21 protein-coding genes are annotated in these 21,175 nt (G+C 69.5%); 12 read left to right on the top strand and 9 right to left on the bottom strand.

All coding sequences use genetic code 11. The features are described 5' to 3' along the window. Window positions 1–35: 35 nt before the first annotated feature. Both ACFOW8_RS22380 and ACFOW8_RS22375 read right to left on the bottom strand, forming a co-directional pair. On the bottom strand, window positions 36–1,271 hold the full coding sequence (locus tag ACFOW8_RS22380; RefSeq protein WP_378553280.1) for a cytochrome P450 family protein: 1,236 nt from the start codon (window positions 1,269–1,271) through the stop codon (window positions 36–38). A 175-nt stretch (window positions 1,272–1,446) separates the two neighbouring features. Continuing rightward, a complete protein-coding gene (locus ACFOW8_RS22375; RefSeq protein ID WP_378553278.1) occupies window positions 1,447–1,878 on the bottom strand; it encodes a DUF779 domain-containing protein in 432 nt (143 codons plus the stop codon). A 706-nt stretch (window positions 1,879–2,584) separates the two neighbouring features. On the opposite strand from ACFOW8_RS22375, the gene ACFOW8_RS22370 reads away from it, so the two are divergent. Genes ACFOW8_RS22370 through ACFOW8_RS22350 form a run of 5 tightly spaced genes read left to right on the top strand, consistent with a single transcriptional unit; the run spans window position 2,585 to window position 8,496 of the window. Then, window positions 2,585–3,634, top strand: a complete 1,050-nt coding sequence (locus tag ACFOW8_RS22370) for a 3-oxoacyl-ACP synthase III family protein (RefSeq protein WP_378553276.1) — start codon at window positions 2,585–2,587, stop codon at window positions 3,632–3,634. Between the two features lie 9 nt (window positions 3,635–3,643). Beyond that, on the top strand, window positions 3,644–4,546 hold the full coding sequence (locus tag ACFOW8_RS22365) for a 3-oxoacyl-[acyl-carrier-protein] synthase III C-terminal domain-containing protein (RefSeq protein WP_378553274.1): 903 nt from the start codon (window positions 3,644–3,646) through the stop codon (window positions 4,544–4,546). Further along, on the top strand, window positions 4,543–6,204 hold the full coding sequence (locus ACFOW8_RS22360) for a fatty acid CoA ligase family protein (RefSeq protein ID WP_378553273.1): 1,662 nt from the start codon (window positions 4,543–4,545) through the stop codon (window positions 6,202–6,204). Before ACFOW8_RS22365 ends, ACFOW8_RS22360 begins: the two co-directional genes overlap by 4 nt. Continuing rightward, window positions 6,201–7,244, top strand: a complete 1,044-nt coding sequence (locus ACFOW8_RS22355; RefSeq protein ID WP_378553271.1) for an NAD-dependent epimerase/dehydratase family protein — start codon at window positions 6,201–6,203, stop codon at window positions 7,242–7,244. The genes ACFOW8_RS22360 and ACFOW8_RS22355 overlap by 4 nt, the downstream gene beginning before the upstream one ends. A 28-nt stretch (window positions 7,245–7,272) precedes the next feature. Next, on the top strand, window positions 7,273–8,496 hold the full coding sequence (locus ACFOW8_RS22350; RefSeq protein ID WP_378553270.1) for a peptide synthetase: 1,224 nt from the start codon (window positions 7,273–7,275) through the stop codon (window positions 8,494–8,496). Here ACFOW8_RS22350 and ACFOW8_RS22345 read toward each other — a convergent pair. Continuing rightward, window positions 8,443–9,183 carry an HAD family hydrolase gene (locus tag ACFOW8_RS22345; RefSeq protein WP_378553267.1) on the bottom strand — a complete coding sequence of 247 codons (741 nt, stop codon included), beginning with the start codon at window positions 9,181–9,183 and terminating at the stop codon, window positions 8,443–8,445. The two genes, ACFOW8_RS22350 and ACFOW8_RS22345, sit on opposite strands and share 54 nt — an antisense overlap. 200 nt (window positions 9,184–9,383) lie before the next feature. After that, complete coding sequence (locus tag ACFOW8_RS22340; protein WP_378553265.1) at window positions 9,384–10,367, bottom strand: alpha/beta fold hydrolase; 984 nt, start codon at window positions 10,365–10,367, stop codon at window positions 9,384–9,386. Window positions 10,368–10,422: 55 nt separating this feature from the next. Between ACFOW8_RS22340 and ACFOW8_RS22335 the strand changes: the two genes are divergently transcribed. Beyond that, window positions 10,423–11,253: an SDR family NAD(P)-dependent oxidoreductase gene (locus ACFOW8_RS22335; protein WP_378553264.1), complete on the top strand. Its 831-nt coding sequence runs from the start codon at window positions 10,423–10,425 to the stop codon at window positions 11,251–11,253. Beyond that, on the top strand, window positions 11,199–11,498 hold the full coding sequence (locus ACFOW8_RS22330; RefSeq protein WP_378553262.1) for a hypothetical protein: 300 nt from the start codon (window positions 11,199–11,201) through the stop codon (window positions 11,496–11,498). The genes ACFOW8_RS22335 and ACFOW8_RS22330 overlap by 55 nt, the downstream gene beginning before the upstream one ends. A gap of 210 nt (window positions 11,499–11,708) precedes the next feature. Here the strand turns inward: ACFOW8_RS22330 and ACFOW8_RS22325 are convergent, their stop codons facing one another. After that, window positions 11,709–12,440 (bottom strand): PaaX domain-containing protein, C- domain protein, encoded by a 732-nt coding sequence (locus tag ACFOW8_RS22325; RefSeq protein ID WP_378553260.1) that lies wholly within the window; start codon window positions 12,438–12,440, stop codon window positions 11,709–11,711. Between the two features lie 104 nt (window positions 12,441–12,544). Between ACFOW8_RS22325 and ACFOW8_RS22320 the strand changes: the two genes are divergently transcribed. After that, the gene (locus ACFOW8_RS22320) at window positions 12,545–13,387 is read left to right on the top strand and encodes an SDR family oxidoreductase (protein WP_378553258.1); all 843 of its coding nucleotides are present in this window, start codon (window positions 12,545–12,547) and stop codon (window positions 13,385–13,387) included. Between the two features lie 18 nt (window positions 13,388–13,405). Here the strand turns inward: ACFOW8_RS22320 and ACFOW8_RS22315 are convergent, their stop codons facing one another. Further along, window positions 13,406–13,642, bottom strand: a complete 237-nt coding sequence (locus tag ACFOW8_RS22315) for a hypothetical protein (protein WP_378553256.1) — start codon at window positions 13,640–13,642, stop codon at window positions 13,406–13,408. A gap of 668 nt (window positions 13,643–14,310) precedes the next feature. On the opposite strand from ACFOW8_RS22315, the gene ACFOW8_RS22310 reads away from it, so the two are divergent. Continuing rightward, window positions 14,311–15,027 carry a GNAT family N-acetyltransferase gene (locus ACFOW8_RS22310; protein WP_378553253.1) on the top strand — a complete coding sequence of 239 codons (717 nt, stop codon included), beginning with the start codon at window positions 14,311–14,313 and terminating at the stop codon, window positions 15,025–15,027. Window positions 15,028–15,033: 6 nt separating this feature from the next. Here the strand turns inward: ACFOW8_RS22310 and ACFOW8_RS22305 are convergent, their stop codons facing one another. Together ACFOW8_RS22305 and ACFOW8_RS22300 are read right to left on the bottom strand one after the other, a co-directional pair. After that, on the bottom strand, window positions 15,034–15,885 hold the full coding sequence (locus ACFOW8_RS22305) for an alpha/beta fold hydrolase (protein ID WP_378553251.1): 852 nt from the start codon (window positions 15,883–15,885) through the stop codon (window positions 15,034–15,036). A 75-nt stretch (window positions 15,886–15,960) separates the two neighbouring features. Further along, window positions 15,961–17,217, bottom strand: coding sequence for an aspartate kinase (locus ACFOW8_RS22300; protein WP_378553249.1), 1,257 nt, complete (start codon window positions 17,215–17,217; stop codon window positions 15,961–15,963). Between the two features lie 199 nt (window positions 17,218–17,416). On the opposite strand from ACFOW8_RS22300, the gene ACFOW8_RS22295 reads away from it, so the two are divergent. Further along, window positions 17,417–18,541 (top strand): homoserine dehydrogenase, encoded by a 1,125-nt coding sequence (locus ACFOW8_RS22295; protein WP_378553247.1) that lies wholly within the window; start codon window positions 17,417–17,419, stop codon window positions 18,539–18,541. A gap of 45 nt (window positions 18,542–18,586) precedes the next feature. On the opposite strand, the gene ACFOW8_RS22290 is transcribed toward ACFOW8_RS22295, so the two are convergent. Next, complete coding sequence (locus tag ACFOW8_RS22290) at window positions 18,587–19,144, bottom strand: TetR/AcrR family transcriptional regulator (RefSeq protein ID WP_378553245.1); 558 nt, start codon at window positions 19,142–19,144, stop codon at window positions 18,587–18,589. Window positions 19,145–19,216: 72 nt separating this feature from the next. Between ACFOW8_RS22290 and ACFOW8_RS22285 the strand changes: the two genes are divergently transcribed. Further along, a complete protein-coding gene (locus ACFOW8_RS22285) occupies window positions 19,217–20,428 on the top strand; it encodes a KasA/KasB family beta-ketoacyl-ACP synthase (RefSeq protein WP_378553243.1) in 1,212 nt (403 codons plus the stop codon). Between the two features lie 121 nt (window positions 20,429–20,549). Continuing rightward, window positions 20,550–21,173: an NAD(P)-dependent oxidoreductase gene (locus ACFOW8_RS22280; protein ID WP_378553240.1), complete on the top strand. Its 624-nt coding sequence runs from the start codon at window positions 20,550–20,552 to the stop codon at window positions 21,171–21,173. Window positions 21,174–21,175 lie beyond the last annotated feature (2 nt).

The raw sequence follows: 21,175 nt of genomic DNA, 5'->3' as shown, positions 1-21,175 counted from the left end.
TGCTCGGCGCGAGCGGCCGAGCAGGGTGCGCCCGCCTACTTCCCGTGCAGGTGCACCGGCAGCCGCGCGTGCCCGTTGGAGATGAAGCTCGGCACGGTGCCGAGGTCGGTGACCGGCACCGCGAAGCTCATGTCCGGGAACCGCTCGAACAGCGCGGGCAGCGAGACCAGCGCCTCCAGCCGGGCCAGCGGCGCACCGAGGCAGTGGTGCGCGCCGTACCCGAAGGCCAGGTGCGACTTGTCGGCCCTGGCCGGATCGAACTCGTCGGCGGTCTCGCCGTGCCTGCGCGGATCGCGGCCCGCCCCGGCGTAGCTCGCCAGGATCGCCTCGCCCTGGGCGATGCGGACACCGTCGATCTCGATGTCGGACACCGCGAAGCGCAGCGGCAGGTGCGCCACCGGCGACTCGAACCGCAGTGTCTCCTCGACCAGATCGGCCCAGGTGATCTCGCCCGCCGTGACTCGCGCGCGTACCTCGGGCCTGGTCAGCAGCGCGGTGATCGCCTGGTCGAGCAGGTTGACGGTGGTCTCGTGGCCGGCGGAGATGACCAGCAGCAGGGTGCCGATCAGTTCCTCCTCGGTGAGTTTGCCGTCCTCGTCCTCGTCCTTCTGGGAGCAGAGCAGGCTGGTCATGTCGTCACCCGGCTGCTCACGGCGCAACGCCACGAGTTCGCCGAGGATTCGGTACATCTCCATGTAGTTGGCCTGCGACTGCTCGGGGGTGAGCGTGGTGTCGAAGATGCCGTCGACGCAGGTGCGCAAACCAGGTCCGAGCGATTCGGGCACACCCATCAGCTCCGAGATCACCTGGATCGGCAGCGGGTAGGCGAACTGTTCACGCAGATCCACGGATTCCCCCGCGGGAGTGGCGGCCAGCGCGTCGAGCAGCTCGCCGGTGATCCGCTCGACCTGGGCGCGCATGGCCTCGGTGCGTCGCGCGGTGAACGCGGGTGCCACCAGCTTGCGCAGCCTGCGATGGTCAGCGCCGTAGGCGGTGAACATATTCGACACCGCCACCCACAGATACAGCGGCCAGTCCGGCGGGATCTCCCCCGCGACGAACGCGGGCCAGTGCTGGGAGGCGTCCTTGGACACCCGCGGGTCGATGAGCAGCTTCTCCAGCAGAGCCGCGTCGGTGATCGACCACGCCTCGACACCGCCCGGCAGTTCCACCTTGGTGGCGGGCCCCTGCGCCCTGATGCGTGTGATCTCGCCCTGGATGTCCTCCCCTGTCGGGTCGATTACCAGCCGATTCGCTACCGATTCCACCATGAAACCTCTCGATCACCGGTGTTTCCTCCGACCCCAGTCCAGGCGATCGCATCGAAACATCTTGCAGTACTTGAATCTTCCGATTCGCTTAGCGATGCTACCGGCCGAGGTCTGCTACCGCAGCGAGTCGGGCCGGTTCGGCACGACTGATCAGTCCAGGAGGCTGGAGCGACCGCTACGAGGCTTCCTCGACGAGTTCGGCGGCCTCGCTCGCGGCCCGGATGCGCAGCGCGAACCGGAAGCCGCACGCGGTGGCGAGCGAGCCGGAATCGCGGTCGGTGGCGAGGTCGGTGCGCACGTCGACGCCGAGATCGAGGTCGTCGAGCCCGTCCCGGAACTTGGCGGCCAGCCAGAGCTCGGCCTTCGCCGAAGTCCGCCCGGCGAGCACGTCGTCGACGTCGGGATGGAAGTCACTGCGGCGCAAGCAGATCGGTGTCGACCCGGCGGAGTCGGCGGGCAGGTACAGCACGACAGGCCCGTGCATCTCGGCCAGCAGCCGCAGCAGCCTGCTCGCGTCGTCGGTGGTGGCCACCGCCCGATGCCGATGGGCGAGCGGATGGATGTGCGGTGGGCGTTCGCGGTGGGCGGACCCGGCGTGGTTGGGCATGGTGCGCTCCTTGCAGATCGACGGCTCGTCGTGTTCGCCAGACACTATGGGTGGACAAGGTTGGTCCGGGGTTGGTGTGGAATCGCGGTTCCTCTGCGGTAGTGGACATTTCACCGGTTCCGAGTTGCCGAGCACCATAGCGTGCCGAGTGCGACCGATACCAGCCCGCCCACCGGGGGCAGCGGCGGGCGATCCCGCCGCTGCGACCACCGATCACCGCCCACGAACCGGGGAGCCACCGCACCGATTCCCGGACCAGGAATCCGGCTCTCGGATCGCACGGCCGACAGCGGCCGGGCGATCCCGCCAACCGATCATTCGCCGCGACGAAATTCGTCCAGACCATTTGTCTCGCACAACAACCTGCGCGGAATTCGACGGAAATTCGTCCGGCATCGGTCACGTGACGTCTCTCACGCCGGAGCTATCGATGCGGTGGCTCCACGTCATCGCGCGGCGCAGGCCCAGCGGTTAGCTGATCGTTCGCCCAGCGCGGGATACCGGCACATGACCGGCCCACATGTGCGCCGCAGCACAGTTGCCGATCTCGCTCCAGGCCCGGAACACCGTTGTGAACTCGCACAGAAGATTCAGCGCGCGAGCGACTTTCGCCACAGCCGCGACACCCCTACTCTCCGGTAACGTCCCCGTTCATCACCGGCCACCGACGCGGTTGGCGCGACGTCCGACGTATTCAGGAGTTCCCGTGTTGCATTCGCGTTTCGAGTCGATCGGCGCATATCTTCCGTCGAATATCGTGTCCACCGCCGAATTGATTTCGCGTCTGAAAGTCCCGCCCTCGTTCGATCTGGAACGCATCACCGGAATCAAGGAACGACGGGTGCGCGACACGCATCCGGACCGCGCGCAGGACTCGTTCGCCCTCGCCATGCGGGCCGCGCAGGACTGCCTGTCCCGATCCCGGTACGGCGCAGCAGAATTGGACGTGATCATCTCCTGCTCGATCACTCGCAGCAACCAGGGCACCCGCATGTACATGGAGCCCTCGTTCGCCTCGACCATCGCCGGCGCGCTCGGTGCCGACGGCGCGATCACCTTCGACGTGTCCAATGCCTGCGCAGGCATGCTCACCGGCACCTACCTGCTCGACCGGATGATCCGGTCCGGGGTGGTGCGCAACGGCATGGTGGTCAGCGGGGAGGCGATCACCCCGATCGCCGAGACCGCGGTGAACGAGATCTCGGAGAAGTACGACCTGCAGTTCGCCTCGCTGTCGGTGGGCGACTCGGGGTGTGCGGTGGTACTGGATCAGGCCACCGACGAGTCCGACATGATCCACTACGTCGAACTGTTCACCGCCGCCGAGCACTCGCACCTGTGCCTCGGCATGCCGAGTGACAAGTCCGCGGGGGTGGCGCTCTACACCGACAACCGCAAGATGCACAACGAGGCGAGGTTCGTGCTGTGGCCGGACGCGCAGCGCGACTTCCTGGACGAGCACGGCGCCGACTTCGCCGGTGAGGGCTTCGACTACATCATCCATCACCAGTTCGGCGCGGCGGCCGTGCCGTACATGAACGGTGTCGCCGCCAGGGAGTTCGGCACCCCGATGCCGCCGGATCTGAACGTGATCGAGAAGTACGGAAACACCTCGACCACATCGCATTTCATCGTCCTGCACGACCGGCTCGTCGAGCAGACCATCGAGGCGGGTTCGAAGCTGCTGATGGTCCCGGCCGCCTCCGGTGTCGTCGCGGGATTCCTGTCCACCACCATCTCTTCGCTGAAGGTCTGAGGTTTCGTCATGGGCGTGCGTATCCGATCGACCGGCACCGCGGGTGCCGCCGACACCACCAGCATCGTCGAACTCAGCGGGCAGGCCGCGCGGGACAGCCTGCGCCAGGCCGGAATCCGGCCCGATCAGGTCGGCGTGCTGATCAACACCGGCATCTTCCGCGACTCGAACACGGTCGAGCCCGCGGTCTCGGCGCTGATCCAGAAGGCCGCGGGCATCGGCCTCGACTACACCCGCGGCGATCGGCGGACCTTCTCCTTCGACCTGATGAACGGCGCGGTCGGGGTGCTCAACGCCGTCCAGGTCGCCGGGTCGATCCTGGCCACCGGCAGCACCGAACACGTGCTGATCGTGGCGGGCGACACCCATCCGTCGCTGGCCCGTTCCACGGCCGACGCCGAATTCCCCTACGCCACCGCCGGTGCCGCGCTACTGCTCGAGCAGGTCGATGGTCCGGAGGGTTTCGGGCCGGTGCGCACCGCCAGGTCGGGCGGCAGCCCGGCCGAACAGGCCTACGTCGACATCGCGACCATGGGCACCGTCGGCCGCTCGCTGATGACCGTCGACCGCGATCCCGATTTCGAGGACCGGATCCTGGCCGTCGCCACCGACGCCGGACGGAACGCACTCGCCGAGGCGGGGATCGATCCCGCCGGGATCGCGCTGATCGCCTCCACACCGGCGCCGCAGTTCCCGAAGCGGCTCGCCGACGCGCTCGGCATCGACCAGGACGCGGTGCTGCTACCCGACCTCACCGACGGCGACCCGCACACCGCCGCGCTGCCGTTGGCCTTCCATCGGGCGCTGGCGGCGGGCACCCTCGCGGGCCGCACGCACGTACTGTTCGTGGCCGCCGGGGCCGGACCGTCGGCGGCTGCCGCGCTGTACCACCTCCCGGAGACCATCGCGTGACGACGGCGACCTACTGGCAGACCATCGACGAGTTCCGGCGCTTCGCCGCCGAGCAGCCCGATCGGCCCGCGGTCATCTACCCCGACGGCACCACCGCGGCGGGCACACCGGACTACCGGCGGATCACCTATCGCGAGCTGGATCGGTGGTCGGACACGATCGCCGAGCGGCTCACCGCGTCGGGTGTCGGCAGCGGCACCCGCACCATCGTGCTGGTGTTGCCGAGCCCGGAGCTGTACGCAATCCTGTTCGCGCTGTTGAAGATCGGCGCCGTTCCGGTGGTCATCGACCCTGGCATGGGGGTGCGGCGGATGGTGCACTGCCTGCGCGCGGTGCAGGCGCAGGCGTTCGTCGGCATTCCGCAGGCACACCTGGTGCGGTTGCTGTTCGCGCGCAGCTTCCGGCATGTGCGCACGGCGGTGACGGTGGGGCGGCGCTGGTTCTGGGGCGGTCCGACGCTGCGCGACTGGGGCCGCACGCCTGCGGGCGTGCTGCCCGAGCGGGTGCCCGCCGACCCGGACGACGTGCTGATCATCGCGTTCACCACGGGAAGCACCGGCCCGGCCAAGGCCGTCGAGCTCACCCACGGCAATCTGGCCGCCATGGTGGAGCAGGTGCACGCCGCGCGCGGGCACACCCCGCCCGAGACCTCACTGATCACCCTGCCGCTGGTGGGTGTGCTGGATCTGCTGCTCGGTGCGCGGTGCGTGCTGCCACCGCTGATCCCCAGCAGGGTCGGCTCGACCGATCCCGCGCAGGTGGTCGAGGCGATCCGCACCTTCGGGGTGCGCACCATGTTCGCCTCCCCCGCCGTGCTCATCCCGTTGCTGACCCACCTGCGCACCCAGCCCGCCGAACTGGACTCGCTCGCGAGCATCTTCTCCGGCGGCGCCCCGGTACCGGACTGGTGTGTGGCCGGGCTGCGCGAGGTGCTGCACCCCGACGTCGAGATCTACGCGGGCTACGGTTCCACCGAGGCGCTGCCGATGTCGACGATCGAGTCGCGTGAGTTGCTCGACGGCCTGGTCGAGCGCGCGCACGCGGGCGACGGTACCTGCATCGGCCGCCCCGCCGACCGGGTGTCGGTGCGACTGCTCACCATCACCGACGACCCGGTACCCGCCTGGGACGGTGTCGAGATTGCGGCCGGGTCGTCGGACGTGGGCGAGATCGCCGTGTCCGGACCGAATGTCAGCACCCGCTACTACTGGCCCGCGGCGGCGAACACGGCGGGCAAGATCGCCGACGGCGACCGGATCTGGCACCGTACCGGCGATCTCGGCTGGATCGACGAGCAGGGCCGGATCTGGTTCTGCGGGCGCAAGAGCCAGCGCGTGCAGACCGCGGCCGGACCGATGTTCACGGTGCAGGTCGAGCAGGTGTTCAACGCGATACCAGGCGTGGCACGAAGCGCGCTGGTCGGGCTCGGCTCGCGCGGCGCGCAGCGTCCGGTGCTGTGTGTGGAGCTGGAATCGGGAGCCGAGCCGAACGCCGTTCTCACCCGTTTACGCACGCGAGCAACAGAATTCGAGACCGTGGCGCCGATCGCGGAGTTCCTGACGCATCCGGGATTCCCGGTCGACATCCGGCACAACGCCAAGATCGGGCGGGAACAACTCGCCCGCTGGGCGGCGAAACAGCTGGAGGCGAAGCGATGAGGGTACTGGTCACCGGCGCGTCCGGCTTCCTCGGCGGCGCGATCGTGCGCGCGCTGGTCGCCGAAGGGACACACGAGGTATCGGTCCTGGTCCGGCCGACCAGTGTGCTCGCCGACCTCGGCCCAGCGCGCGAGCGGGTGCGGCTGGTTTACGGCGATCTCGCCGACCCCGCATCGCTGCACCACGCCGCCGACGGCGTCGACGTGGTGGTCCACAGCGCGGCTCGCGTCGACGAACGGGGCACGCGGGCCCGCTTCCTGCTCGAGAACGTCCGCGCCACCGAGGAACTGCTCGCCGCCGCCCGGCGCGGCGGCGCGAGCCGGTTCGTGTTCATCTCCAGCCCCAGCGCCCTGATGGACCGCGACGGCGGCGACCAGCTCGACGTCGACGAGTCGCTGCCGTATCCGCGCCGGTATCTCAATCACTACTCCGAGACCAAGGCGGCCGCCGAACGCGCGGTCCTCGCGGCGAACACCCCGGAGTTCACCACACTCGCGCTGCGACCGCGCGCGATCTGGGGCGCGGGTGACCGGTCGGGCCCCATCGTGCGGCTGCTCGGCCGGACGGCGGCGGGCCGGCTGCCCGATCTGTCCGGCGGGCGGACGGTGGAGGCTTCACTGTGCCATGTCGACAACATCGTGCGCGCGTGTCAGCTGGCGCTCACCGCGCCGGCCGTCGGCGGGAAGCCGTATTTCATCGCCGATGCCGAGAAGACCGACGTCTGGCGGTTTCTCGGTGAGGTCGCGTCCCGGCTCGGCTACCAGCCGCCGGCGCGGCGGCCGAATCCGCGGGTGCTCGCCGCTGTGGTCGCCGTGATCGAGGCGGTGTGGCGGATCCCGGCGGTGGCGACCCGGTGGTCGCCACCGCTGTCGCGCTACGCCGTCGCGCTGATGACCCGCAGCGCCACCTACGACACCACCGCCGCGCGGCGCGATCTCGGCTACGCGCCGGTGACCGACCGGGACACCGGGCTCGCCGAATTCCTGACCTGGCTGGCGGCACGCGGGGGCATCGAGTCGCTCACCGCCGACCTGCGGTAGTCACCGCCCGATACTCCGGAGGGTAAACATGAACCGCGGCAACATCTTCCGTCGACCGATCTCGACCACCGAGCGCATGTACTTCCCCATGCGGGAACTCGCGCCGCCGTTTCTCATGCAGCTGGTCATTCCCGGGGACGGGGAGATCGACCCGGAGCGGTTGCGCCGGGCGGTGACCACCGCGGCGGCCGTCACCCCTGGCGCCCGCCTGGTGCGGCGCGGCACCGACTGGGTCGACAGCGGCATCGCCCCCGCGGTACGGGTGGTGCCAGGGCACGCGCTGTGGGCGCCCGAGCTCGAGACCGATCCCGTGCTCACCAGCCCGATCGGTCCCACCCCTGCGGCCACCGTGGAGGTGCTGCTGCTCACCGGCGCGCCGGTGACCCTGATCTTCCGGGTCTTCCACGGTGTGATGGACGGCATGGGCATGGTGCTGTGGGCCACCAATGTCCTGCGCGCCCTGCGCGGCGAGGACCCGGTCCCCCAGCGGGACCCGATCGCCGACCAGGAGCTGGTGGGACGCCTCGGGGCTCCCGGCAAGCCGACGCCGATGGTGCCGCGGTACCGCAGCGCGGTCGGCGCGGGCAGGCAGCGCCGGGGCGCGCCCCGGCATCTGTTGCGGCACCGGCGGATCGAGGCGGCGGGGCCGGGCGCGCTCGCCAGGGTCTGCGCGCTGCTGGCCGCCGAGACCAGGGGCACCTCGCGGATCATGATGCCGGTCGACCTGCGCAGGCACGATCCCGCGCTGCGCTCGACTGCCAACCTGGCGCTACCGCTGTTCCTCGATCTGGCACCCGGTCAGGACTGGACCGAGGTCAAGGACCGCGTCAAGGCCGGGCTCGGGGCGGATCGCGAACTCAACCAGCTGGCGAACACCCGGATCACCCTGGTCCCCGACGCGGTGAACCGGGGCATTCTGCACACCACCAACTGGCTCGGCGCGCGTTTCGGCCGCAACCTCGCCTCGGCGACCGTGTCCCACATGGGCCGCAGCGGCGCCGACGAACTCGCGGTACCCGGCTTCCGGCCCACCGGGTTGATCGTGCTGCCGCAGCACAGTGTCGCGATGCCACTGCTGTTCGGGCTCACCGAATTCGACGGGCACACCGAACTCACGGTGTCTGCGCGCAACGGCGACGGGATCCCGCAACGGCTGGAGGCGCTGCTCGACCGGATCACCGCGATGCTGGAATCCGAACTACGCGCCGGGAATCCGGTGACCGGGGAAGGTGCCGGGCAGTTCGGCCAGTGACTCGATGACATGGACGCCGGGCCGGATATCGGTGCGGCCCCGCAGATTCCCGCGATCCAGCCAGCACGCGTGCAGACCGGCGTCGTGCGCGCCGAGCGCGTCGACGGTGTATCGGTCACCGACGTAGGCGACCTCGCCCGGATCGAGCTCGAGCAGCGCGCATCCGGCGTGGAAGATGCTCGCGTCCGGTTTGCCCGCGCCGTGTTCCTCGCTGCACACCAACCGGTCACCGAAGTAGGACAGCAGGCCGACGGCTTCGAGTTTGCGGCGCTGCGGCGGCACCGCCGCATTCGAGACGATGCCGAGCCGGAACGCGGGCGCCAGGGTTTCCAGCAGCGGCGCGGCGTCGGGGAAGGCCGCCCAGGCAGCTCGGCGGTGCGCGGAGTAGGCGTCGAACCAGGCGAGTGCCTCGGCGTCGGGGATGTCGGCCGGCGCGGTGCACCACACGCGCGACAGGAAGGCGCGTGCCCTGGCCAGCCGCTGGCCGGTGAAGCTCAGCTCACCGCGGACGAACCGGGGGTACTCGCTCTCGGTGATCCCGTGCCACAGCTCCACCGCGGCGGCGGGGTCGGGAAAACGGGCGAGCAGGTCGTCCTGACGCAACTGCGCGAGCAGACCCGCCGCATCGGAGGCCGAATAGTCGAACAGCGTGTCGTCGACATCGAACAGCACACCCCGGATCGGCACTGGACACTCCTTCGCTTCCGCGCGCTTTCGAGCATGGCACAGGACCGAAGTGCCTGGCCACGCCGCTGGCATCGACGGCAGCTACCCCGGCGGCTCGACCGACGCGGACGCGACCGTCCGTTCCACCACCGTCGAGGTCGCCCGCGACCACATGACCAGGGTGTGGGAGAACGCCACGAGGTCGGCGAGGTCGCGGTGCGCTACGCGCGGGTGCGGGCAGGCACACCGAGATCGCGCAGCGCGTCGAGCAGGAACGCGTCGACGAGGTCGGTCCGTTCGAGCTGCACGAGATGCCCGGCCCGCGGAACCTGCACGACCGCACGCAGATCCGTGACGTTCGCGCGCAGGGTGGCGAGCGGATCGCGCCCGCTGAAGCCCTCCATGTCCGGATCGTTCTCGCCGTACAGGAAGTAGGTCGGCACCTCGATCTTCGCGGCGGCGAACGCCTCGGTGAGCGCCCAGTTGCGGTCCAGATTGCGATACCAGTTCAGCCCGCCGGTGAAACCGGTGCGCTCGAATTCCGTGGCCACGGTGTCGAATTCGGCCTCGCTGAGCCACGACCACGGCAGCTCCGGCGCCTTCGGCAGCACGTCGAGGTAGCCGAGCCCAGGTGGGTTCTGCCAGGTGTCGAGGTAGTGGTAGTCACCGGAGAGCGAATAGTAGACGCGCGCGAGGAATTCGCGCGGCCGGGCCGCCAGCTCGGCGTCGGCCACGCCGGGCTCCTGGAAGTAGGCCAGGTGCAGGAAGTGCCGTTGCGCCGCGTCGGTCCAGAATTCCGATGGCGCGCGCGGCGGGCGTGGCGAGAACGGATTGTTCAGCACCGCGACCGCCGCCACCCGCCCCGGCTCACGCAGCGCCAGCTCCCACACCAGCTGGGCGCCGAAGTCGAGGCCGACGAAGACCGCCTGTTCGGCACCGAGATCGTCGAGCAGGGCCAACAGGTCACCGATGACCGCCGCGTTGGTGTAGGCCGCGATGTCGGCGGGCGCGTCGGTGTGGCCGTAGCCGCGCAGATCGGGCGCGACGGCCCGGTACCCCGCCGCGGCGAGTGCGGCCAGCTGGCGATGCCACAGGAACGAGGTGTGCGGGAAGCCGTGGCAGAACACCACCGGATAGCCATGCCCCTGCTCGGTGACGTGCATCCGGACAGCGCCGGTGTCGAGGAATCGTCGGGTCAGCTCCACTACCGTCTCCCATTTCTAGAACGTGTTCCTATTTTGACGGTAGTGTCTGGAGGTCATGAGCGGAACACCCGAGATTCTCGGCGGCCGGGTCGCGGTCGTCACCGGCGCCAGTCGCGGTATCGGCAAAGGCATCGCGCTGGAACTGGGCGCGGCCGGGGCGACGGTGTACGTGACCGGCCGCAGCGCCGCCGCGGGCCGGCTGCCCGGCACGGTGCACGACACCGCGGCCGAGGTCACCGCGCTCGGTGGGCACGGCGTGGCCGTTGTCTGCGATCACACCGACGACGCCGCGGTCGAGAAACTCTTCACCCAGGTGCGCGAGGAACAGGGGCGCCTGGACCTGCTGGTGAACAATGTCTACAACTCCCCCGCCGCCGCCCGCTGGCTCGGCCGCAAGTTCTGGGACGTGCCACCGAAGGCGTGGGACGAGACCTTCGATGTCGGTGTGCGCTCCCACTACGTGGCCGCTGTCTTCGCCGCGCCGCTGCTGATCGAGTCGGACGGGCTGATCGTCAACGTCTCCTCCCCCGGCGCCGAGCGCTACCTGCACAATGCCGTGTACGGCGTGGCCAAGACGGCGTTGGACCGGCTCACCGCCGACTTGGCCCACGATCTCGCAGGCACCGGGGCCACGGCGGTCTCGATCTGGCCGGGCATCGTGAACACCGAACTGCTGCAACTGGTTCCGGCCGACGAGCACGGCCGTCGAGAGGTCACCCTGCCCGGCGAGGGCACTTTCGACCTGAACGCCGCAGAATCACCTCGTTTCGCCGGTCGCGCCGTGGTGGCACTGGCCGCCGCCCCGGATCTGCACGCCCGCGCCGGACAGGCGTGGAAGGTGGCCGACCTGGCCACCGACTACGGCTTCACCGATGTCGACGCCTGAACCCACCGGACCGACAACGGATCACGTTCTCACGCAACGAGCTCCAGCATCTGCTCGACGCCGACATCGATGCCGCGCTCGCCGAGGCGAACCTGCCGACCACGCACGCCCGCGCCGCGGGCCGCGCGATCAGCACCATGTGTACCGCACTGCCCCAGTGGTTCCGGCTCGGCGGTCCGGCCGGCCCAGAACAGATCGCCACCGACTATGCCGGGTTCGCACTCGGGATGCTGGGTATCCGGTGATCACTTCCGAGCCGGAATCCGGTGCGCCACAGTAGAGAACAGCACTCTCGGATCGCCCCGGAAAAGATGGTGCGACCCGCCCCGACAATCTCGGGGCGGGTCCTTCCCCATGCACCATGCGGCGCCGCCACGTCGCACGGCAGGGTCCATCGTAGACGCGGCAGCCCGGTCCGTCCGGTAGCCACACCCCGGACAACCGCGGCGATCGCCTTATCCTGATGCCGCGCTCAGCGTGTCGAACCAGGTCAGGTAGGCGGAGGTGACGGCGCGCAGTTCCGCCGACGGCCAGTCCGCGGGCAGCAACTCCGCGGGCAGCACCGGATCGGTGGTGAGATGATCGAGTCCGGCGCACACCGCGGCGAATTTCGCTGTGGGGTCGGCGGTTTCGATGGCGGCCAGCAGGGCGTGGCCCCGCGCGGACCACGCGCGCAGCGGCCACAGCCGGGCGGCGAGCCCGCCGGGATCGTCCACCGGCGCGGTACGCAGGTGCAGCGTGGTCTCGCCGAGCGCGGCGGGCCGGTCCCGGTCCAGGTTCGCGGGCCGCATCCACACTCCTTCGCGCAACTCGGCCAGCCGCAGCGAGATCAAGGTCGCACGCAGCGTGGCGCGGTCGGCGGCCGGGCGGCCGGTGGCCGTCACCACGACCTGCTCCCAGTCGCCGCGCCACGCGCGGGTCGGTGGTGCGGCGAGTTCGGCGCGCCGCGCCCGCAGCGCGGGGGCGAGGGTGTAGGCACGGTTCTCCCGGCGCAGCTCACCCGCGGCGACCATGCGCGAGACCGCGACCCGCACGGTCGCCTCCGGGTAGCCGACGGCAGTGGTCGCGGCGCAGATCTGCCGCGAGGTCATCGTCGGGGACCGCGCCGCGATGAGGATGCGGACCAGCGCCGAGCGCGCCGACACCGCGCGGATCTCGGTATCGGAGCCGGTCACGAGGGGTTGCACGGGGACGAGTCTACCTATTTCACTATTGCCACAATCGTGGCGAATATGTAACGTCAACGGTCTGCAGCCGCCGCACCGGCGTCGCCGACGACAAGGAGCTCCCCATGACCGTTGCTCACCCACTGACCGGGCGCACGATGATCATGTCCGGTGGCAGCCGGGGCATCGGGCTGGCCATCGCGGTCGCCGCGGCCCGCCACGGCGCCAATGTGGTGTTGCTGGCCAAGACCGATGTGCCCGACCCACGCCTGCCCGGCACCATCCACACCGCGGCGGCCGAGATCGAGGCCGCGGGCGGCCAGGCGCTGGCCGTGGTCGGCGACGTGCGTGACGAGGACTCGGTGAACAACGCCGTCGCCAAGGCGGTCGACCGGTTCGGCGGGATCGACTACTGCGTCAACAACGCCTCGGCGATCGCGCTCGCGCCCACCGAGGAACTGCCGGTCAAGCGCTTCGACCTGATGCAGCAGATCCAGATCCGTGGCACCTACCTGCTCTCCAGCGCGTGCCTGCCGCATCTGCGCCGCAGCGAGAACGCCCACATCCTGAGCCTATCGCCGCCGCTGAACCTCGCGCCGCGCTGGCTCGGCTCGCATCCGGCCTACATGGTGGCCAAGTACGGGATGTCGCTGCTCACCCTCGGCTGGGCTGCGGAGTACGCCGAGCACGGCGTGGCAGCGAATTGCCTGTGGCCGCAGACCCTGATCGCGACCGCGGCGGTCCAGAACCTGCTCGGCGGCGACGAGGCGGTCGCCAAGGCCCGCACGCCCGACATCGTCGCCGACGCCGCCGTGGCCGTCCTCGGCAGCGATGCCCGCACCACCACGGGCAACACCTTCCTCGACGTAGAGGTACTGCGCGCGCACGGTGTCACCGATCTGTCGGTATACGGCGGCGACATCAGCGAATTGGAGTACGACATCTTCGTCGATCCGCCGCAGGACTGACACCGAGGGGCAGCGCGGTCAGTGGCGGTGCAGCGACCGCACGGTGGCCGCACTCCACAGCAGCAGCCAGCCCGCCGCCCCCAGGTACAGCAGGTAGGCGAGCCCGACGAGCACCGGGCCGTAGTTCCCCACCCAGTCGCCGAGCCGTGGCAACCCGGCGAGGCCGAGTCCGACGAGAAGCAGGCCGAGGATCAGCCCTGGCATCGCGAGCGGCGCGATCGTCGCATCGGCGGCCGACGACACGCGCTCACGCACCTCCCGTCCGGTAACTGCTAGTTTGCTATTCGATTCGAAGTGCACGCTGCTCATGACCATGAGGCCCCTTCCGGGCAGCCGTCCCCGTGCGGCCGGTAGGTGATCCGTCGTGGATCCTTCTCTGCCCTCGCGCCGGAACGGAAGGGCGGCTCGTTCATGCGAGCGGGTCGGCGTCGATCCCACCCGTTGATCACGAACGGTTAACGTTCAGCAATTACGAGCGTGCCAGCTTCCACTGTCGAACAACAGTGTCATGTGACTTGCATCACACAGAACACATGTTCGACACGAGTGGGTAACTCTCGCACACTTCTGGCAAATACCAGGTCGACCTGGCGAAATAGAGACCAATCGGGCGCTCGTCCAGCGTGCGCACAACCATGTGATTTATCCAACCGTTACGGCTATGACGTGCACGAATGCGTCGCGACACAGCCGCGATCACACGCACGTCCACGTCACCACGCCGTGACCGGAGCCGCGCGGGCAACTTCGCCGACGACATGTCGTCCGTTCATCCTGGAGAAGACGCGTCGTTCGGCTATCGTCCATCCAGTTATTTTTCGATGCTGCTGGATCGTTCGTGTCGCTTCGCCGCGAGCACCTGCCGCGTGAGATCCACGCCTCGTGCTCCGGTGACCCTCATCAGACGAAGGACGCCGGTCACCATGCCCGCACCCGTTATCCTGCACGGCCGCATCGCTCGGCTGGAGCCCCTTGCGCCCCACCACGTTCCCGGTCTGGTCGCGGCGGGCGCCGCGTTCGGCTCCGCCGGGTTCACCATCGTCCCGCACGGCGAGCAGGAGGCGCGCACCTACGTCTTCCAGGCCGAGGCCGCGCAGCTGGCCGGCACCGCCCTGGCTTTCGCGATCGTGACCATCGAGGACGAATGCGTGGTCGGATCGACCCGATTCACCCGGCTCGAGTATTGGCAGGGCCCGCTGACCTGGCCGCTGTCGGCCGAGCCGGTGGTCACGCACCCCGGCCGGGCCATCCCGGACGCGGTGGAGATCGGCAACACCTGGCTGACCCCGGCCGTGCGCGGCGGCATCGTGAACCTCGAGGCCAAACTGCTCATGCTCACCCACGCCTTCGACGGCTGGGGCGTGCGCCGGGTGACGCTGCGGGCCGATGCCCGCAACCTGCGTTCCCGCGCCGCGATCGAACGGCTCGGCGCGGTGAGCGACGGTGTGCGCCGGGCACATTCGCGCGGACTCGACGGCGCGGTGCGCGATACCGCCTTCTACTCGATCCTGCGCGACGAGTGGGCAGGCGTGCGCCTGCGGATCACCGAACAGCTGGCCGCCCGGGTCGAGGTCAGGCGCGCGCCGCTGATCCCGGCGACCGCCGAGGCATTGCACCCATTCGCCGCCCCGATCGGCTGACCGCGGTCAGGCGGGAACCGAGGCGATCCGCGCCGCGACGATCTCCGCCAGTTCATCGGGGCGTTCGTCGGGCAACCAGTGCGAGGCGCCCTCGACCACCGCGAGCCGGTAGTCGCCGGTGACGAAGCGGCCGGTCAGCTCGGCACCGCGGCGCGACAACGCCGTGTCGCCGGAACTCCAGACATGGGTCACCGGCACCGGAACCAGCGGCGCCGAGAGCACCCGGTTGCCCGGTACCAGCAGCGCGCGGTACCAGTTCAGCGCGGTCGGGAGCGCGCCGGTGGCGACGATCTCGCGGTGCACCCGCGCGAGCACGTCCGGCGCCATACCGGTGGTCGCAAGGGCCCGGTCCAGCACGGCGGGCCGCGACGTCAGCAGCCGTTCCGGCAGCACCGGGATCTGGAACAACCCCATGTAGAACGACCGGAACAGCTGGTCACCGGTGACCAGCGACCGCGCGAACGCGCCGGGATGCGGCACCGAGATCGTCACCAGGGTACGGACCAGGTCGGGGTGGCGCGCCGCGAGCGACCACGCGACCATGGCACCCCAGTCGTGACCGACCAGGTGCACCGGGCCGCGGCCGAGTTCGCGGATCAGCGCGACCACGTCCGCGACCAGTTCCGCCATCCGGTAGGCCGACCTCGCCCGCGGCCGGGCGCCCGGCGAATAGCCACGCTGATCGGGCGCGACGGTCCGGTAGCCACGGGCTCCGAGCAGCGCGGCGAGTTCGGCCAGCGAACTCGCGGTCTGCGGGAACCCGTGCAGGGCGACGACGACCGGGCCGTCGATCGGACCGGAGTCCACCACGTCGAAATGGAATCCGTCGCGGGTGAACGCGGTGAGACGGGTGCGCACGGAACGACCTCCGATCGACAGCCACTATTGACTGTTCGGTAAATTACTGTGAATTCAGTTCACGGTCAACCATGCTCACCGTCCGGTCCCGCCGTGCACCACGGCGACCTCGGCGCCGCCCAGATCGAAAGCACGGTGCAGCACCCGCACCGCTTCGTCCAGATCGGTGTCACGGACCAGCACCGAGATGCGGATCTGGGAGGTGGCGATCAGGTCCAGATTGATCCCCGCCTCGGCCAGCGCCTCACAGAACGTCGCGGTGACGCCGGGCTGGTCGCGCATGCCTGCGCCGATCAGCGACACCTTGCCCACCCGATCGTCGTGGCGGACATCGGCGAAACCGATCTCGGCGCGGCGCTCGCGCAGCAGCGCCACCGCGCGGGCGCGGTCGGCGGCGGGCAGGGTGAAGGTGATGTCGGTGCGGCCGGTGCCGGTGTTCTGCACGACCATATCGATACCCACCTCGGCGTCGGCGACGGTGCGGAACACCCGTGCCGCGTACCCGGGTTCGTCGGGCAGCCCGATCACGGTGACCTTGGCCTCCGACCGGTCGTGCGCGACACCGGTGAGCACCGCCTGATCGGTCGGGATATCGGCCATGGAGCCGAAGACCGTGGTGCCGACGGTGTCGGTGTAGGACGAGCGCACATGCACCGGAACGTGATAACGGCGCGCGTACTCGACGCAGCGCAGCATCAGCACCTTCGACCCACAGGCGGCCATCTCCAGCATCTCCTCATAGGAGATCCGGTCGAGCTTCTGCGCGTCGGACACGATGCGCGGATCGGCGGTGAACACGCCGTCGACGTCGGTGTAGATCTCGCACACGTCGGCGCCGAGCGCCGCGGCCAGTGCCACCGCGGTCGTGTCGGAGCCACCGCGCCCGAGCGTGGTGACATCGCGGCTGTCCTGGCTCACGCCCTGGAACCCGGCGACCAGGACGATCTCGCCGTCGTCGAGCGCGCGGCGGACCCGGTCCGGATCGACCTGGATGATCTTGGCGTTGCCGTGCGCGCCGGTGGTGATCACACCGGCCTGCGAACCGGTGAACGACCTGGCCTCCGCGCCCAGTGCGTGAATCGCCATCGCCACCAGGGCGTTCGAGATGCGTTCGCCGGAGGTGAGCAGCATGTCCATCTCCCGCGGCGGCGGTGCAGGCGCCACCTGACCGGCCAGGTCGAGCAGTTCGTCGGTGGTGTCACCCATGGCCGAGCAGACCACCACCACGTCGTGACCCTGCTTCTTGGTCTCCACGATCCGCTCGGCGACCCGCCGGATCCGCTCCGCGCTCGCCACCGACGAACCACCGAATTTCTGCACAACCAGGGCCATACCTCGTCCTCTCCCCTGCTCCCCCGCGCGCGATCGGCGGGGCGACCACTCCGAGTATCCAGGGATTTCTGGCACGGCTGTGCAGATTGGTGGTGAAAACGGCTGCCGCCGAATCGGTTCGGCCGCGATACTGGCTGCACGGGGGTGGCACAGCCGCCGGTTCCCGGCTCGGCAGCTCACGGCGGTTAGGCGAATTCCCATGACCAATCAGCTCTTTCGTTCCCCGCGACCTGCGCTCCGGGTCGCCGTCCTCGGTGCGGAAGGACTCGGCGCCGAGGTCACCAGGATCCTGCGCGATACCTCGGACGACCTGTGCGAGCGCGCGGGAGCCGAGCTGATCGTCGTCCCGTCGAGCGCCCAGGCGGAGCTGGTTGTCGACACCACCGGGGATCCGGCGGCGGTACTCGGCGCGCTCGAGGCAGGCGCGTCGGTGGTCACGGCCGATACCGTGCTGGTGGCCGAGCACGGGCACCGGCTCGCCGCGGCGGCGGAGCACTGCGGGGGCGACTTGTTCTTCGAAGCCGCTGTGGCCGGTGGCGTTCCGGTGGTCCGGCCACTGACCCAGTCACTGTCCGGCGACCGGGTGGAGCGGGTGCTCGCGGTGCTGCCCACTGCCGACGCGGCCGCGCAGGCCGCGATCCTGGCCACCCTGGCCTTCCACACCAGAGTGGAGGTCGGTGACGTGCACTGCGCCGAACCCGCCCAGGTCACCGCGGACGATCTGGCCGCCACCGCCGCTCTCGGGCTGTGCCTGCGCACCCTCACCGTGTGCACCAGGGTCGGGGAACGGCCGGAAGCCGGCGGTAAGGAGCAGATCTCGGTGCGCGTCCACCCCGCCCTGCTCCCGGCGACCGATCCCATCGCCCAGATGGAGCCACCGTTCAGCGCGGTCGCCATCGATGCCACCGGCGCGGGCAGGCTGATGTTCTCCGGCGCCCCCACCATCCCCGCCACCGCGGCGGCCCTGCTCGGCGATCTCGTCACCGCCGCCCGCAACCGCGTCAACGGCGGCCGCGCCCCCCGCGCCTCCTACTACGCCCAGCTCCCCATCGCCCCGCTCGGCGACACCCCCACCCGCTACTACCTCAATCTCCTGGTCACCGACCACGCCGGTGCCCTGTCCCGAGTCGCCGAGATCTTCGCCGCGGGCAACGTGAGCATCGCCCGCGTCCGCCAGGAACGCCACGGCCCCGACGCCCACCTCATCGTCCTCACCCACCAGTCCCCCGAATCAGCCCTCACCGACACCATCGACGCCCTCACCGAGGCTCCTGCCGTCCGCGCGGTGACCACCCGCTTGCGCGTCGAAGGCACCCACGACTGACACCGCACCGAGCAGTCGCCGACCGCGATCGCGAACCGGCCGGGTTCAGCGCACCATCCGGTCGATCAAACGACGAGCCGCACGGTCGGTGCGCTCGACGTCGCCGGTGATCAAGCGGTCTTGGAGGATTCCCCGCAGGCCGGAGATGAGCAGGGTCGCCACGACTTCCGGTTCGTCGTCGGTGCCGATGGAGCGCAATCCGGCGGTGAACGCCTCGACGAAGATCGTGATCGCGTCGTTGGCATAGTCGGCGTACGGCCCATGGGGTGCGCACGCGGCACCGATGACTTGGAGCATCGCCCTGACGCTGGTCTGGTCCGCACCCGCGGAGTTCGCCTTCCAGAAGCTCCAGGCCCGTTCCCGGAGTTCCGCGGCATCGTCGACACCGGCGAACACGGCGGCGATATCCGGCCGCTGTGTCGCCAGCGCCTGGACCAGCAGGTTCTCTTTGGTGTCGAAGTAGTAGATCAGCATGCGCGAGCTGGTGCCGAGTTCGGCGGCGAGCGGGCGCAGGGACAGATCGGCGAGACCGTGCTCGGCGATATAGCGCACTACGGATGCCAGCAGTTCGGCGCGTTTGGCGTGGTCGAGAGGGCGGGCCATAAGTTGACTGTAGCGACTGTTACAGGTATCCATGACCTCGTGAATGTAACAGTCGCTTCAGAAACTCGCGCCATGTCGACCGACGACGTGGTCATGACGGCCTACGCCACCACCACCTCGCTGGCCGACGACATGGCGGCGACCTGGTCGGAGCTGCTACTGGGACACACCGGGATCACGCTGCTCGACGACGAGTTCGCCGCGGATCTCCCGGTCCGGATCGGCGGCAAGCTGACCGGGAATCCGGTCGGCGAATTGAGCAGGGTCGAGCGGCGCAGACATTCGTATGTGGAGCAGTTGGCCCTGGTACTCGGCCGACGGGTATGGCGTGCGGCGGGCACGCCGGAAGTGAACGGTGAGCGGCTCGCGGTCGTCATCGGTACCGGTCTCGGCGGCGGCGACGCCCTGATCGAGGCAGTGGACGCGATGCGCGCAGGTGGCTACCGGAAAGTGGCCCCGACAACCGTACCGATGGTGATGCCGAACGGCCCGGCTGCGGCGGTGAGCCTCGAAATCGGTGCACGAGCAGGGGCGTACGCGCCGGTGTCGGCGTGCTCGTCCGGATCCGAGGCCATCGCGCACGCCTGGCGGTTGATCCGCACGGGTGAGGCCGACGTGGTCGTCGCCGGTGGCGTCGAGGGCCGCATTCACGCCGTGCCCATCGCGAGTTTCGCCATGATGCGGGCCATGAGCACGCGCAATGACGAGCCCGAGCGCGCCTCTCGTCCGTTCGACCGGGACCGGGACGGGTTCGTCTTCGGCGAGGCCGGGGCGCTGGTCGTCCTGGAATCGGAACGGCACGCACGGGCCAGGGGCGCGCACCCGCACGCGCGAGTCCTCGGTGCGGGCATCACCTCCGACGCGTATCACATCGTCGCCTCCGAACCGGAGGGCAACGGCGCCGCCCGCGCCATGCGCGCAGCAATCGCCACCGCGGGACTGAATACTTCGGACATCCAGCATGTGAACGCGCACGCGACCTCGACGTCGATCGGTGACGCCTCGGAAGCCAACGCGATCATGGCGGTGACCCCGACAGCCTCGATCTACGCCCCGAAATCGGCCCTCGGCCATTCCATCGGCGCGGTCGGTGCGCTGGAAACCGTCATCACCGCCCTCACCCTGCGTGAACAGGTCGTGCCGCCGACGCTCAACCTGGAGAACCCGGACGTCGAGCTCGATATCGTCGCGGGTGCGCCGCGCCGACAGCGCATCGACTACGCCCTGACCAACTCCTTCGGGTTCGGCGGGCACAATGTCGCCTTGGCGCTCGGGCGAGCCTGAGCCGAGCGGGTAGACGCCTACTTATGTCGGCGAGACCGTGGGCCATGGTTCGTCCAGCTCGAAGTTGTTGTACTGGATTCACCAACGAAACAACAGCTTTCGAGAGTTCGAGGAGAACACCATGCGAATCGCAGTCTTCGGAGCCACCGGGACCCTCGGTCGGCACATTGTCGAGCACGCGCTGAAACAGGGCCATGAGATCACCGCGCTCACCCGGGATGCGAGCCGGGTCGGCTCCACATCCGCCGACCTGCGGGTGATCGAGGGTGATGTGCTCGACCCGGCGGCCGTCGAACGGTGCGTCACCGGTCAGGACGCGGTGCTCGTCGCCCTCGGCAACGGCCGCAAGGGTGTGGTCAGGGCCGAGGGCACCCGCACGGTCATCGCGGCCATGCAGCGCACCGGCGTGCAGCGGCTGATCTGCCAGACCACCCTCGGCGTCGGGGACAGCAGGCCCAACCTCAACTTCGTCTGGAAGTACGTCATGTTCGGGATGCTGCTGCGGCCCGCCTACGCCGACCACGTCGAGCAGGAGGAGTACGTGCGGGCCAGCGGTCTCGACTGGACCATCGTGCGCCCGAGCGCCTTCACCGACGGCCCGGCCACCGGCACCTACCGCCGCGGCTTCCCGGCCACCGAAACCGGTCTGGCGCTGAAGATCTCCCGCGCCGATATCGCCGACTTCATGCTGCAACAGCTCACCGACCACACCTACCTGCACCAGGCAACGGCCATTTCGAACTGATG

Source organism: Nocardia rhizosphaerae (assembly GCF_042650365.1).
In the GTDB taxonomy this organism is placed as follows: Bacteria; Actinomycetota; Actinomycetes; order Mycobacteriales; family Mycobacteriaceae; genus Nocardia; species Nocardia rhizosphaerae.
Note: the sequence above shows the minus strand (reverse complement) of the source record. Positions and strands in the feature narration are given on the sequence as shown.